Origin of the sequence: Megasphaera sp. DISK 18, assembly GCF_001682955.1 — a bacterium.
Lineage (GTDB): Bacteria > Bacillota > Negativicutes > Veillonellales > Megasphaeraceae > Megasphaera > Megasphaera massiliensis.
Genome location: NZ_LUGJ01000001.1, coordinates 59610 through 73512 on the forward strand (window position 1 = coordinate 59610; position 13903 = coordinate 73512).

The following is a 13903-nucleotide window of genomic DNA, read 5'->3' on the forward strand; positions in this document are numbered from 1 at the left end:
CCCTTTTACTCACTGGCTGCTGCCTAATCCTTTGTTCCTCGGCAAATACCGCGGTCGGCATTGCGAAGGAAGCGGAGAAAATGTTCTACTTCTTCGGAACTGTCCAGTTCCTGTTCCATTTCAAAAATAGCCTGGCGCAAATTGAGCCCCGAACGGTACAAGATGCGGAATGCTTTTTTCAATTCCCGGCGGACATCTTCCGGTACCCCGGCCCGTGAAAGACCGACACTGTTAAGGCCGATACAGCGTGCAGGCTGACCATCGGCGATGACGAAAGGCGGAATGTCCTGTACGACTTTCGCCAGGCCGCCGATCATGCTGTTGCGGCCGATTTTGACAAACTGATGAACGCCGGCAATACCGCCGATGACGACCCGATCTTCAACGGTAACGTGACCGGCAAGGCCGGCGCAGTTACTCATGATGACGTGGTTGCCGACGACGCAGTTGTGGGCAACATGGGTACAGGCCTGGAACAGGCAGTCATTGCCGATTCGCGTTTCTTCCCCTTCCCCCGTCGCCGTGCTGACCGTCACGAATTCCCGGAAAACCGAGCGGTCGCCGATGATAAGAAAGCTCTTTTCACCGTGATATTTTAAGTCCTGCGGTTCCGAACCGATAGAACAGCTCGGGAAAAACCGGCAGTCTTTACCAATCGTCGTCCAACCGTCAATCGTAACGTGGGCCATGATTTCTGTTCCGTCACCAATGGTGACATGAGGCCCGATAACGGCATACGGTCCGATTTTAACACCAGCCCCAATTTTCGCCTGCGGGTCTATAACAGCCGTCGGATGTATCATGCTCTGACGCATGTTATTCGTTTCCTCGGTCATTAAAGTCACTCCTCGCTTCCCTGTCCCTAAAAGGGACAGTCGCTTAAATTCATAAATATCTACGTATATAGTCGCAGGAAGGACGATTTATTTCGCCCGGCAAAATCAAGCCATTTCCTGCAATATTCCCCTTTATGCTGCTAAATACGCCCATTTAGCTCATTATTTAACATAAAGTCAATTTTATTGATTACTTTTTCGGGTTCTGTCCCGGCATGAGGGCAAAGAGATATTCCCCTTCGGCGCAGAGGATATCACCGACGTGACACTGAGCCTTGACCTTGCCCATACGGCCCTTTACCTTTTCGATGTCAGCCCGCATGACCAACTGGTCACCGGGGATGACGGGATGGCGGAAGCGGATTTTATCGATTCCCGTAAAGAAGGGAATGAGGCCGCGGTTTTCTTCAGGATACAATAGGGCAATACCGCCGACCTGGGCCATAGCTTCGGCAATGAGGACGCCCGGCATAACCGGCTTGCCCGGAAAGTGGCCTTGGAAAAATTGCTCATTAAAGGTCGCATTCTTGATGCCGATGGCATATTTCATCGGTTCCAATTCAATGATCCGGTCAATAAGCAGCATGGGATAGCGATGCGGCAAAATTTCCATAATATCAGTTACTTCCAAAGTCATGAGAATTCCTCCTTAGCTCACTGTAGTTCTTCAAAAATCTGATGTGTCAGCTGGTTGTTTAAGTTATGGCTCGATTTTACGGCAATGACATGTCCTCGTATCGGTCTTCCGAGTAAAGACAAATCACCGACGATGTCGAGCACCTTATGGCGGACCAATTCGTCATCGGAGCGCGGAACGGACAGGCACGACGTCTTATCATAGACGACGACATTTTCAATCGTACCGCCCTTGCCAAGGCCCAATTTCTTCAGCATTTCCAATTCTTCCGTAAAGGCGATCGTCCGGGCAAAGGAAATCTGCTCAATGTACGAAGCCTTGGTGACGGTCTCGTCAAAAAACTGGACGCCCAGCATAGGGTGCGGATTGATGGATGTAAAGGTAATGCGGAATCCATCGTAAGGCACAAGAGCGATAAACTTATCTCCGTCCTGAATGAGATGCTGTTTCTGTATGACCAGCGGTCGGCGCGGCACATCGAGCTCACGGACTCCCGCTTCTTCAATGAGCTTGACAAAGGTCAGACTGCTGCCGTCGGCAACGGGCGGTTCGACGGAATCCATTTCGACAAAGCAGTTGTCGATTTCCATCCCATAAAGGGCCGACAGCAGATGTTCTACCGTAAAGACCTTGGCGCTCCCTTTTTCCAGGGTCGTCGCCCGCATCGTATTGGTTACATTCGTCAGATGGGCTTGTACAGACGGTTTTTCCGGCAAATCGGTCCGAATAAAAACAATCCCTGTATCAGCCGGAGCCGGGCGCAGTACCATATGAACTTCGTTGGCAGCATGCAGGCCGATCCCGTTAAATGAAACGTCATGAGCCAGTGTCGTTTGTGCTGTCTGTGACATAGGCAGGCCCCTCCTTTCCTGTTACGAGTAAGACAAATAATTTTTTCGTAATTTTTTTTATAATTTTTTTCATGCTTTTTTATTATACCTTATCGAGAGGCCATATGACAAGTAATTGTTCGCCCGGCCCCTTTTGCCAAACAAAAAGGAGCTGCCTTAAAAGACAACTCCTTTTTGTTTCAATCGCTGTTACTTCAGTAGTTCATAGACAGAGGATACGACATCGTCCCAAGTTCCGATTTGGGTCTGTTCACCGGCAATCGTATCGCGGCCGGCCTTGCATTGACGCGCAACGGACGTTGGCGACGTGCCGTTATATGTGTTACGCTGTTTGACGCACGTTTCGATATCCAAGTAATGATGGATATCTTCGGCGAAGAGAGGGCTCATGGCCTGCAGCTCTGACAGCGATAACTGCTGTAATACCTTGCCCTGTTCGATGCAGTAGTGGACGGCTTTCCCGACGACGGCATGGGCTTCACGGAAAGGAAGTCCTTTTTTGGCCAGGTAGTCGGCCATATCGGTAGCGTTCGAGAAATCGCTTTCCAACACTTCCCGCATATGCTCGCCGTTGACGGTCATTTTGTCAATCATGGCGGCATAGATGGTCAGGGCAAATTTCAAATTGTCGATGGCATCGAAGACGCCTTCCTTATCTTCCTGCATGTCCTTGTCATAGGCCATGGGAATCCCCTTCATCATAGTGAGGACACCCATGAGGTGGCCGTAAAAGCGGCCGGTCTTGCCGCGGACGAGTTCGCAGATGTCGGGATTCTTCTTCTGGGGCATGATGGACGAACCCGTACAGTGAGAATCGTCTAGTTCAATGAATTTAAATTCCGAACTCGACCAGAGGATGAATTCTTCCGACAAACGGCTGAGGTGCATCATGAGAACAGCGGCAAATTCCAGGAAAGCAATGATATAATCCCGGTCGCTGACGGCATCGAGACTGTTGTCATAGAGCTTCCCAAACTTGAGCGTCTCAGCGACAAAGGGCTGATCAAGGGGATAGGTCGTCCCGGCCAGGGCACCGGCGCCAAGGGGCATCATATCGGCCATCTCCCAGGCATATTTCAAGTGGATGAAGTCACGGGACAACATCGAGAAATAGGCCATGAGATGGTGGCTGAAGAGGATCGGCTGAGCCCGCTGCAGGTGCGTATATCCCGGCATGATGACGTCGCTGTACTTTTCAGCAGCCTTCACCAGGGACTCTTGGAGCTTGACCAAGAGGTCGGCAATGGCAGCGATTTCCCGACGAATATAGAGGTGCGTATCGAGGGCTACCTGATCGTTGCGGCTCCGCCCCGTATGAAGGCGTTTTCCCGCTTCGCCAATGGCATCGGTCAGTCTCTTTTCAATATTCATATGAATATCTTCGAGTTCGACAGAAAAATCAAAATTCCCGTCCTCGATTTGCTGGAAAATAACCTTCAAGCCCTTTACGATGGCGTCCTTATCCGCTTCTGAAATGATGCCTTCCTTGGCCAGCATCGTCGCGTGGGCGATGCTGCCGCAAATATCTTCGGCGTACATCCGGCAGTCGAACTGGATGGATGCATTGAAGGCTTCTACACTTTTATCTGTGGCCTTAGTGAACCGGCCGCCCCATAACTTCATATCATTCGCTCCTTATTATTTACCCTGCTTTTCAACATGCTGCTTCATCAGGGCACGCATCTTGAGGGGCAGTCCGAAGAGGTTGATGAACCCTTCAGCATCCGTCTGGTCATAGACATCGTCTTCACCAAAGGTGACGAATTCTTCATTGTATAAAGAATAAGGCGACGTCGAGCCGGCACTGATGATATTGCCCTTGTAGAGTTTCAAAATAACCTGACCGGTAACGGTCTGCTGCGTTTCATCGACGAAGGCCGAAAGAGCTTCGCGAAGCGGCGAGAACCATTTACCGTCATAGACGAGTTCGGCAAACTTGTTGGCTGCCGTTTCTTTATAGTGGAAGGTGTCGCGGTCGAGGCAGAGGTATTCCAATTCTCTGTGAGCATACATGAGGATGGCACCGCCCGGGTTTTCGTAAATACCGCGGCTCTTCATGCCGACCAAACGGTTTTCAACGATATCGACGATGCCGACACCATTGCGGGCACCGATTTCATTGAGGACCGTAATCAAGGTAACGGCGTCGTGTTTTTCACCATTGACGGCGACGGGAATCCCTTTTTCAAAATCGATGGTAACGTATTCCGGAGCGTCCGGAGCCTGTTCCGGCGTCTTGGTGACCATGTATACCATGTCTTTCGGGGCATTGGCCGGATCTTCGAGGTCATCACCTTCATGGCTCAAATGCCAAATATTCCAGTCCATGCTGTAGGGATAGGGATTTTCTTCCGATTTATAGTCGATAGGAACGTTGTGGGCTTCAGCATAAGCCAGTTCGTCTTCACGAGATTTGAGGTCCCACATCCGCCACGGTGCAATCAAGGTCATTTCCGGAGCCAGGGCTTTGACCGTCAATTCAAAGCGAACCTGGTCATTCCCCTTACCCGTAGCACCATGGGCAATGGCTTCAGCCCCTTCTTTTTTAGCGACTTCAACGAGTTTCTTAGAAATGAGCGGACGGGCAAAGGACGTGCCAAGGAGGTATTTTCCTTCATAGACGGCGCCGGCTTTTACCGTCGGCCATACGTATTCTTCCATGAATTCTTTCTTGATATCCATGACGTACACTTTAGAAGCACCGGAAGCATAGGCTTTCTTTTCAATGGCTTCAAAGTCGTCCGGCTGGCCGACGTCAGCACAGGCAGCGATGACTTCAGCGCCGGGGTAGTTTTCCTTTAACCAGGGAATGATGACTGATGTATCGAGTCCGCCGGAATAGGCAAGGACAATTTTTTTAATCTCTTTTTTCGTATTGCTCATGATAAGTTCCTCCTCTATCGAATGAACGACTGCGATTGTTGGTAAGTTTTATTCTGTCTACGTTTGATAGTATACATCAGATAGAAAAATTATGCAAGTATTTTGCATAAAAATTTTACATGTTTTTTTAAGCCGTCTCAAAGTTCCATCGGCCTCTAAAGTATAGTATAATAGGGATGTTTAATAGGAGGAATGTGATGAAACGAAAATACATCGCCATTTTCATCTTGGCCTTTGTCCTCTGCGCCGGCTGGAATATCGTCTTCGACACCACGAAAACGACGAAGCCGCCGACCGGGACAACGAGCCGGATAAAGGAAACAACCGAGCCCCAAGGGACTTGGCCGGCCCCGCTCCAGCCTCTTGAAGCCAGTCTTTATCCCTATTTACACTTTCATCAGGCCATGGATGCCAAAATCAAAAAGATCCCCGTCTATGTGGCTATCGGAGCCATCTCCAAACCGATGCAGCACGCCGTCGTCGCCACCGAAGACCGCCGCTTCTATTCCCATGGAGCCATCGACCCCATCGGTATCGGTCGGGCTATTTTGACCAATATTCAATCCGGTGAAACCGTAGAAGGCGGCAGTACCCTGAGCCAGCAAGTCGTAAAAAATGTCTTTCTGTCCCAAGACCGGACCATCGCCCGAAAAGCCCAGGAATTCGTCATGGCCTTCTTATTGGAACAGAATTACAGCAAAGATGAAATTTTAGAGATTTACCTCAATACGGCATATTTTGGCGCTAACGCCACGGGCATCGACGATGCTGCCCGGACCTATTTTACAACGTCGCCGGAAAAATTAGACCTGGCCCAAGCCTCCATGCTGGCCGGCCTGGTACAGGCTCCGACCTATTATAACCCCCTGCAAAACTATCAGGCTGCCAAAGCCCGTCAAAAAATCGTCTTGACCCTCATGACCGAACAAGGCTACATCAGCCCGGAACAAAGTAATGATGCTTACAAAAAAGACCTCGGATTACAACGGTAATCTGAGGTCTTTTCACAGCCTTAAGGGCTACTGTTTTTGAACACGGCTCATCGTATCTTGCGCAAAAGCCCGAGCCTGATCGAGGTTCAATTCGCTTTCATCGACGGGAACCTGCATGTATTTATCTTTATCCGTCCAGGTGACATAGGTTCCGATGACGCCACTGCCGGGTTTTAAGAGTTCCACAGCACCGCGCAGGTGTTTCGAAGCCTGGTCCGAATAGGGATCATCATGAAGGGTTGCAAAAACAGCTACGTTGTTGTTTTTAATCTGTCTCAAAGCTTCCTGACCTTTGGGATCAGCCTGATCTTTATCGCTCCAAAAGCCGACAAAAACGCAGTCATAACCGGAAAGATCTTTCGGCATTTCATCGACGCTGACGCAGGGCGTCCCTTCCGGAAGACCGGATACAACGGCCTCGGCAATCTGTTTGGTGCGGCCGGTCTGGGATGAATATACTACAATGGCGTTCATCTCAACATCTCCTTTTACTATGTAATATTTTAATACTATTTTTTTAATACTATTTTAATGTTCGTTGATATTTATTATCGTTTATTGTAGTATATCATGAAATGGCCGCATTTGTCCAATAGTTTTTTTATTAACAATAAGTTTATTTTTTATAATATTAAGTACAAACTTTAAACAATAAAGTCCATATAGTTTATACCTGCTTTATGAAAATAAATTCTCAAAAATTAGAGGGTTGTTCAATAACCTTGCCCGGATTCAATATCCACTTAGGATCTACGGCGCTTTTCAAGGTCTTCATCAGGTCGAGTTCAGCCGGGTCCGTATATTCTTCCATATACTTGAGCCGCTTCAAACCGATTCCGTGTTCACCGGACAGACGGCCTCCCAGATTATATACATAAGTATACGCCGTCGACCGGAAGTCCTTCAATTGCTGTTCCCAAGCTTCATCGCTCATGTCACATTTTAAAATCTGGAAATGCAGGTTGCCGTCACCGGCGTGGGCCAGGCAGAAAATACGAAAGTCGTATTTTTTACTTTCGTTGACCAAATGCTGAATGCAGTCAGCAATCTTAGGAACGGGAACGACTAAATCTTCCGACGTAGCGACTTTTGAAAAAGCCCTTGTGCTTTCCAGACAGTTGCGGCGGACCTTCCATACCCGGTCGTCGGCTTCGACGATGTCTGTCGCTCCGCATTCTTCACAGACGGCCGCCAGTTTTTCCATCTTATCGTCCAATTCATCTTCGTTGAAAGTTTCAATAGAAATGATGTCATAACAGCCGTCTTCGTAATGGGGCAGCTTCAAGTCACTGTAATCGCTGGCGCTGCGGACGAAATTATTGTCCATGAATTCGACCGACGTCGGATTGAGGCCGGCCTTAATGAGTTTCGGGACCAGGGCTGTCGCCTTGGCAAGGTCGGTAAAGACGGCCAGGACATCGAGTTTATACGGCGGCAGTGGCACGAGTTTCAGCGTCGCTTTGGTAATGATGCCCAGCGTCCCTTCGGAACCGATGATCAGTTGATCCAAACAGAATCCCGTAGAACATTTCTGAAGATTCGCCCCAAGGTTTACGATTTTCCCCGTCGGCAAGACGGCTTCGATGGCATAGACCTGGTGGCGGGTCGTACCGTAACGGACGGCCTTATTGCCGCCGGCATTGGTTGCCAAGTTGCCGCCAATGAGGCAGCTGTCGGAACTGCAGGGGTCACCGGCGTAGAGCAGTCCCTTTTCGCGGGCTGCATTTTGAATGTCAATCGTCCGAACGCCGGCTTCAACAGTCATATACATGCCGTCTTCGTCCAGCTCAAGGATTCTATTCATCCGTTCCATGAGCAGGACGATGCCTTCATAGGCCGGAACGGCGCCGCAGCTGACGCTGGTACCGGCACTGCGCGGCGTGACCGGGACGCCAAATCGGTTGGCAATCTGAAGGACCTCAGAAATCTCTTCGGTATTCGCCGGCAAGACGACGACTTCCGGCGTCCTCCAAAAAGACGGCGCCAGGCTTTCATCCGATTTATACACGTCGAGGATGGCCGGATCGGTCTTGACGTATTTATCGCCAACGGCATTTTTTAAAGCTTCTAACACTTCATCCGTAACCGGATTATATTTTTCCATCGTAAAATCCCCTTTGCTGTTTCGCAGAAATGGAACTGAGGTTTCGCCCAGCGCAACTGCTTTTTTTTAATTTTATGATTATTATAGTACAGGCGCCCCTATTTGTCTCTAAAATTTCAAAAAAAGGATATATCCCTTTATCATTTTATTTATATCTTCCCCATATCTTAAAGAACGGTTAAATCCATGGGTTTTATATAAAAAAAAGAAGCTGTCTAAAAAGACAGCTTGCTGTATCTATCGTTCGCGACGGCAGATGCTGAAAAAGATTCCTTATAATACGGGAAAGGTCGCTGCCGCATGGCCCATGACGGTAACGGTATAATCTTTAGGAAGGTTTTCCTGTGCTTTTGCCCAGGCCTCTTCCAAAGACGCCGTCGGGATGAGACCGCTCTGACGAATGATATCAAAGTTTTCAGGCCGGGTTACGACATAGACAGCCTGCATGGAACGGAAAATACAGTGTGACTTGAAGGCTACAAAGGCCGGAATGGAAAAGTCGGCCCGCAGGTCCCGTTCAAAAGCCGTCATGTCGCTGCGGAAGAACCAGTCCGTAAAGACGGCCGGTTCTTTGATATCGGGGCAGTCGAGGGTGAGGATCATCGTGCCGCCGGGTTTCGTCGCAAAGACGGCATTCATAGGAGCCTTCATGCTCTGATAGAGGTTCATGTCCTTAGGATAGCCGCCGGCCGAGGCCAAGGTGATATCTGCCCTTTCAGCAATAGGCACGCTGGCAAAGGAAAGAAGGTCATCACAGCCCTTCTTCCAGGCGGTATACCAGTGACCGCCGACGACTTCAGCCAGCTCCCCGTCTGCCGAAAAGACGGTATTGACCAGGAAGCAAGGATTCAGCAATGCCGCGGCCTGCTTCATATCGTCGTGAAGGGGGTTATCCTCTAAGAGGCTCGTTTCACAGCGTTCATTGCAGCCGCCGCCAAAATCTTCAGTAAGCGCCAAGGCATGGTTGCGCATAATCGTTTCATAGCCGGCAATTCCCGGCAAGACAGCTTTACGGCCGCCGCCAAACCCGGCCATAGGATGGAAGGATACGGCACCGGTCACGATAACCTTATCGGCCCGAACGGCTTCGGCATTAAGCCAGACCTCATTGCCGTGCGTCGTCGTCCCGACTTTTAAGAGGTTTTCCTTATCGCGGCAGTCATGATTGATGATGGTAAGACGACGTACCATTTCTTTACCGCAGACCACTTCATCTTCTTCCGGCGTATGAGCCCGGTGAGTCCCTTGGGCCGTAATGACCTTGATCTGCTCATCAGGAATACCTGCCAGATTCAATTCGTTTACAATGACCGGCAGCATCTGTGCCGTATGGACGGGGCGGGTAATGTCGCTGACGATGATGGCTACGGTGTCCCCGGGTGCTACGACGTCAGCCAAGGGAAGGCTGTCAATGGGTTGGCGCAGGGCCTTTCGGACAGCGGCGGCCTCATCGGAGACGGCTTTTACATGATTCCCATGTAAATCATATAATATGTGTGTTTCATCAAGGGAAATCTGCTGTTCCCCTTTCCCAAAAGGAAGTGAATAGGTTTTCATAAAAATATCCTTCTATTAAAATAGATTCCAATGTCCCATATACAAGGCGACAAGGGAGCGTATGAATAAACAGACAAACAAAATATAGGTCAAAACATAGAGAAAGTTTTCAAAGTCTTCCATGTGCTCAGAACGTTCATGAATTTCGTGAAAATGGTCGAGTAAAAAATGTCCCATTTGAAAGTCCCTTCCTTATCCGTCTTGATGAGGGAATAATTCATGGACGCGTCGAGCCGATTCTTCATCTTGGCGAATCCCTTTCAGCAGGGTGCGTTCTGAATTTTCCATATGTTTTTTAGCCACTTTTCGCGCCATGGCGCTATTATGATCGGCAATATTTTCTACCATCTGCCGATGTTCCTCCCAGGTTGCCGCCAGACGGCCGGGATAGTGCATGGAAATGGAGCGAAAGCGAAGCATCTGTTCGCGTAAATTGTTCAAGATATCAACCAGGCGTTGATTTCGGCTGGCGTGGTACAAAACGTCGTGGAAGCGAATGTCGGCATCGACGATCTTATCAAACTGGTCATTGTCAATATATTCATTGATTTCGACGAGAATCCGTTCCAAATATTCTAATTCATCCGGCGTAATTCGCTCGGCAGCAAGGCCGGCTGCCAGTTCTTCCAAGGCGCTTCGGATTTCGAAAACCTGCGCGATATCCTTTAAAGAAATATCGGCTACATAGGTTCCGCGCCGCGGCACCATGACGACGAAACCTTCAAGTTCCAATTTTCGGATAGCCTCGCGAATCGGCGTCCGGCTGACGCCCAATTCCTCAGCCAGTTGGATTTCCATCAGCCGCTCACCGGGCTTCAATACGCCGTCTTTAATGGCCTGACGCAAGGCCTCGCTGACGACTTCCCGCAGCGGTCGGTAAGCATCTAATTTTATCGGTTCTAAGGCATGCCTTTTCGTTTGCTTTTGCATCGATCAGTATTCACCGTCCTCTCGTTTCACTATGGTAGTCATATAGGGATCAACATCAGTCCAAGTCATCACCCGACGTCGTACGTCCTCTTCCCGCAGTGGCGGAACCAAAGCAAAGACCGTAGGGCCACTGCCGGCCATGAGCGGCTGCAGTCCCATAGAGGCAAGGCGTTCCCGGCACCGGATCACTTGAGGCACGTCGGGCATCACCAGTTCCTCAAAGGTATTTCCCATGGCGGTCGTCACAGATTCGAACTGCCCTTGACGAATAGCTGCTTCGACGGCGTCGACATCAATGGTGCCGGTCTTTTTTTTGCCGTCAAAGAGGGCATAGGCTCGTTTCGTCTGTACCGCAACGCGTGGGTGAAGCACGACGACAGGCCAGGACGGCAATGACGGAAGCCTTCGAAGCTGCTCGCCAATCCCGGTCCCGCGCATGGTCCCGCCGCAGATGCAAAAAGGCACATCGGCGCCGAGTTTAGCACCGATACGGCATAATTCCTGCTGCGATAAAGAGAGCTCCCACAACCGATTCAGCCCGCGCAAAACAGCGGCACAGTCCGTACTACCTCCGGCAAGGCCGGCGGCAATGGGAATCCTTTTTTCAATGTGGATAGTCACGCCATGATTGTCCTTTTTGTATGGACAGAGCGCTTTCCATGCCCGGTAGGCCAAATTCGTTTCATCGCAAGGCAGTGACTCGACGGAACAGGTTAACTGAAATTCTTCCGCGTCCCTTAGCGTTACCGTATCACAGAGACCGATGGATTGAAAGATCGTATCGATATTGTGATAACCATCCTCTCGAGCGCCTGTAATCGCTAACGCTAAGTTAATTTTTCCATATCCGGTTTCTACTATTTCAGTCATACTGTCACTCCATGTATAAAATGTGCCCTGCCTTATTGATTAAAAAATTCTCTATGTTATAATGAGACAAAGCAGGGATTTACTGCCTTCACAGCATCCTGTACGAATGCACAGAAACTTCAATTATGCTATCATGATTATACCGTTTTTTCCTTTGCTTTACAATTGTTCATTCAAACTGGGGGAAAAATTATGAAAAACTTATTACCGGCACAAAATTTGTTACCAGCCCAGACTCTTTGGGAATTAGCGGTTCCTTACATTGCTTCCTTCGTCGGCAGCCTGGTCGTCGTCGTCGGGATGAATGCTTTCTTCATCCCCTTCCATTTATTGAGCAGCGGCATCAGCGGCGCAGCGATCATGATTTATTTTGCAACGGGTCTTCCTGTCGGGACCGGGATATTCATCCTCAACATCCCGATCATGATCGCCTGCTACAAATTCATGGGACGGCGGTACACCCTCCTCAGCATCGTCGGCACCATTATGCTTTCCATTTTAGCCGACGCCACGGCCTTCTTATCGACGTGGAAGATCATGGATGATCCCATGCTCTCGTCCATTACCGGCGGTATCCTGTCGGGTATCGGCTTTGGCATCATTTACAAATATAACGGCAACAGCGGCGGCCTCGACGTCATCGGCGCTATCGTCAAAAAATACTATTCCCTGGAAATGGGGACGGTCACGATGATTCTCAACCTGGTCATCTTGTCAGCAGCAGCTTACATGTTCTCCTTGGAACGAGCCGTCCTGACCTTCGTCGCCATCTATATCGCCGCCTTCATTACCAATAAAGTCGTCCTCGGCCTGAAACAGCGAAAAAGTGTTCTCATCATTTCCAACCGCTCGACACCCATCGCTCAGGTCCTCATGCGCTACATCGGTCATGGCGCCACCTATATCCACGGCCAGGGTGCCTATACCATGCAGGACAAGCGAGTCATCTACGCCGTCATCAAATTGACGGAAGTAGCCAAGGTCAAAGAAATCGTCAACAAACTCGATCCCCAGGCCTTCATGATCATCAGCGATGCCTCGGAAGTCGTCGGCCGCGGCTTCACCTCCTCTCCGGTCAAATATCACCAATACCCGGGCGATGCACTCTCCATGCCCCATACTCAAAAGAATATGCCTCCGGAATATTGATTTCAAGACCTTAAAACGCAGCTCCCATTCGGGGCTGCGTTTTTTTCGTCCTGAATAGCTCTTAAAGCCTCTCAACAAAGACTTACAGCCTTTTTCTCACGCTGGCCTTTAAGAGGTCATATATCAGACTCCATCCCCTATACCCCAAGCCGTCGCAGCATGCTCCTTCATCTTTCAGAACGATTGCTTCCTGAATGGCTTCACCGTTTCAAATTCTCTTCAACGCACGAAAATTCCAGAATGTTATTCCAAGAGTTTACCAGACACCGTATCCCTTCATTAGTGACGATTCCTCTCCATCTCGAAAAAGATTCCCTTATTTCATACCCTTTTCGTCTAACCAAGGATAGTACCTTTTTTTGTATAAACAAAGTCCCATAAGTTACGCCAAGCATAACTTATGGGACTTTATGTTTCGTAAAACTCGCAGTTTAGATTCGAATTTCGTTGGTATCGCGATAGATGAGCCATTCAGCAATGTTGTTTGTATGGTCAGCCATTCGTTCGATGTACTTAATAACCAAGACTAAGTCGATGTAATCTTTGGAATTTTCCGGATGCTTAGTCATTTCGGCCGACAGGTCGAGCATCAGGTTGTTGAAAGCCTGGTCGACGATATCGTCTTTATCCCGCATAAATTCTGCTTGGGATGACGTGCCGCGTTCTTTGTAGAAGTCGATGACGTCACTGACCATAGAGGACATGACACCGTACATTTCCTTTACGCCTGCCGGCAAGGGTACGTCATGGTTAGTCTGTTTCAAGTGGATGACGTAGTGGCTGATATCAGCGCAATGATCGGCAATGCGTTCTAAGTCGGAGAGGATTTTCAGCGTCGCCATCAAGCTCCGATAATCAGCCGCCACGGGACCTTGCATCAAACTAATCGTCAAGTCTTTTTTCATGCACGATTTGACCAGTTCATCGATGGCATCGTCGCCATCGAAGATACGCTGAGCCAATTCGACATCTTTGCGTTCCAAGGCCTTCCACGTGCTTTCTACGGCCTGTTCTACTTTCATGCCCAAGCCGATCATATCCTGCTTCAGCTCGGCCAATTCTTTTTCATAAATTTCCAGCATAAGTCCCTTTCC

At 49.3% G+C, this 13903-nt stretch carries 13 protein-coding genes; 2 read left to right on the forward strand and 11 right to left on the reverse strand.

The features are described 5' to 3' along the window. Positions 1-23: 23 nt before the first annotated feature. The 5 genes from lpxA to A0U42_RS00295 form a co-directional block, all read right to left on the reverse strand. A complete protein-coding gene (gene lpxA, locus A0U42_RS00275; protein WP_044504525.1) occupies positions 24-836 on the reverse strand; it encodes an acyl-ACP--UDP-N-acetylglucosamine O-acyltransferase in 813 nt (270 codons plus the stop codon). 190 nt (positions 837-1026) lie between these two features. Beyond that, positions 1027-1473, reverse strand: coding sequence for a 3-hydroxyacyl-ACP dehydratase FabZ (gene fabZ / locus A0U42_RS00280; RefSeq protein ID WP_044504526.1), 447 nt, complete (start codon positions 1471-1473; stop codon positions 1027-1029). Positions 1474-1490: 17 nt separating this feature from the next. Next, positions 1491-2324, reverse strand: a complete 834-nt coding sequence (gene lpxC / locus A0U42_RS00285) for a UDP-3-O-acyl-N-acetylglucosamine deacetylase (protein WP_044504527.1) — start codon at positions 2322-2324, stop codon at positions 1491-1493. A 189-nt stretch (positions 2325-2513) separates the two neighbouring features. Continuing rightward, the gene (argH, locus tag A0U42_RS00290) at positions 2514-3947 is read right to left on the reverse strand and encodes an argininosuccinate lyase (RefSeq protein ID WP_065359433.1); all 1434 of its coding nucleotides are present in this window, start codon (positions 3945-3947) and stop codon (positions 2514-2516) included. A gap of 15 nt (positions 3948-3962) precedes the next feature. Beyond that, positions 3963-5207 carry an argininosuccinate synthase gene (locus A0U42_RS00295; RefSeq protein WP_044504529.1) on the reverse strand — a complete coding sequence of 415 codons (1245 nt, stop codon included), beginning with the start codon at positions 5205-5207 and terminating at the stop codon, positions 3963-3965. Positions 5208-5404: 197 nt separating this feature from the next. Here A0U42_RS00295 and A0U42_RS00300 point away from each other — a divergent pair, with 197 nt between their 5' ends. Continuing rightward, entirely contained in the window at positions 5405-6199 is a 795-nt protein-coding gene (locus A0U42_RS00300) for a transglycosylase domain-containing protein (protein WP_044504530.1), read from the forward strand. A 27-nt stretch (positions 6200-6226) separates the two neighbouring features. Here A0U42_RS00300 and A0U42_RS00305 read toward each other — a convergent pair whose 3' ends face one another. The 5 genes from A0U42_RS00305 to ispE all read right to left on the reverse strand — a co-directional run bounded on the left by A0U42_RS00305 (position 6227) and on the right by ispE (position 11660). Further along, complete coding sequence (locus A0U42_RS00305; RefSeq protein WP_044504531.1) at positions 6227-6673, reverse strand: flavodoxin family protein; 447 nt, start codon at positions 6671-6673, stop codon at positions 6227-6229. 220 nt (positions 6674-6893) lie between these two features. Next, entirely contained in the window at positions 6894-8303 is a 1410-nt protein-coding gene (locus A0U42_RS00310; protein WP_065359434.1) for an FAD-binding oxidoreductase, read from the reverse strand. A gap of 273 nt (positions 8304-8576) precedes the next feature. Then, a complete protein-coding gene (gene larA / locus A0U42_RS00315; protein ID WP_065359435.1) occupies positions 8577-9860 on the reverse strand; it encodes a nickel-dependent lactate racemase in 1284 nt (427 codons plus the stop codon). Positions 9861-10052: 192 nt separating this feature from the next. Beyond that, positions 10053-10790 carry a GntR family transcriptional regulator gene (locus tag A0U42_RS00320; RefSeq protein WP_044504534.1) on the reverse strand — a complete coding sequence of 246 codons (738 nt, stop codon included), beginning with the start codon at positions 10788-10790 and terminating at the stop codon, positions 10053-10055. A 3-nt stretch (positions 10791-10793) separates the two neighbouring features. After that, the gene (gene ispE / locus A0U42_RS00325) at positions 10794-11660 is read right to left on the reverse strand and encodes a 4-(cytidine 5'-diphospho)-2-C-methyl-D-erythritol kinase (protein WP_065359436.1); all 867 of its coding nucleotides are present in this window, start codon (positions 11658-11660) and stop codon (positions 10794-10796) included. Positions 11661-11852: 192 nt separating this feature from the next. Here ispE and A0U42_RS00330 point away from each other — a divergent pair, with 192 nt between their 5' ends. After that, positions 11853-12809, forward strand: coding sequence for a YitT family protein (locus A0U42_RS00330; RefSeq protein WP_044504536.1), 957 nt, complete (start codon positions 11853-11855; stop codon positions 12807-12809). 431 nt (positions 12810-13240) lie between these two features. On the opposite strand, the gene phoU is transcribed toward A0U42_RS00330, so the two are convergent. Then, a complete protein-coding gene (gene phoU / locus A0U42_RS00335; protein ID WP_065359437.1) occupies positions 13241-13891 on the reverse strand; it encodes a phosphate signaling complex protein PhoU in 651 nt (216 codons plus the stop codon). Positions 13892-13903: the final 12 nt, after the last annotated feature.

What these genes read in the sequence shown, in the direction of transcription:
- A0U42_RS00305 (WP_044504531.1), bottom strand. Translation starts at nt 6,673, where the DNA reads ATGAACGCCATTGTAGTATATTCATCCCAGACCGGCCGCACCAAACAG.
- A0U42_RS00300 (WP_044504530.1), top strand. Translation starts at nt 5,405, where the DNA reads ATGAAACGAAAATACATCGCCATTTTCATCTTGGCCTTTGTCCTCTGC.
- larA (WP_065359435.1), bottom strand. Translation starts at nt 9,860, where the DNA reads ATGAAAACCTATTCACTTCCTTTTGGGAAAGGGGAACAGCAGATTTCC.
- phoU (WP_065359437.1), bottom strand. Translation starts at nt 13,891, where the DNA reads ATGCTGGAAATTTATGAAAAAGAATTGGCCGAGCTGAAGCAGGATATG.
- ispE (WP_065359436.1), bottom strand. Translation starts at nt 11,660, where the DNA reads ATGACTGAAATAGTAGAAACCGGATATGGAAAAATTAACTTAGCGTTA.
- A0U42_RS00320 (WP_044504534.1), bottom strand. Translation starts at nt 10,790, where the DNA reads ATGCAAAAGCAAACGAAAAGGCATGCCTTAGAACCGATAAAATTAGAT.
- argH (WP_065359433.1), bottom strand. Translation starts at nt 3,947, where the DNA reads ATGAAGTTATGGGGCGGCCGGTTCACTAAGGCCACAGATAAAAGTGTA.
- A0U42_RS00310 (WP_065359434.1), bottom strand. Translation starts at nt 8,303, where the DNA reads ATGGAAAAATATAATCCGGTTACGGATGAAGTGTTAGAAGCTTTAAAA.
- lpxC (WP_044504527.1), bottom strand. Translation starts at nt 2,324, where the DNA reads ATGTCACAGACAGCACAAACGACACTGGCTCATGACGTTTCATTTAAC.
- fabZ (WP_044504526.1), bottom strand. Translation starts at nt 1,473, where the DNA reads ATGACTTTGGAAGTAACTGATATTATGGAAATTTTGCCGCATCGCTAT.
- lpxA (WP_044504525.1), bottom strand. Translation starts at nt 836, where the DNA reads ATGACCGAGGAAACGAATAACATGCGTCAGAGCATGATACATCCGACG.
- A0U42_RS00295 (WP_044504529.1), bottom strand. Translation starts at nt 5,207, where the DNA reads ATGAGCAATACGAAAAAAGAGATTAAAAAAATTGTCCTTGCCTATTCC.
- A0U42_RS00330 (WP_044504536.1), top strand. Translation starts at nt 11,853, where the DNA reads ATGAAAAACTTATTACCGGCACAAAATTTGTTACCAGCCCAGACTCTT.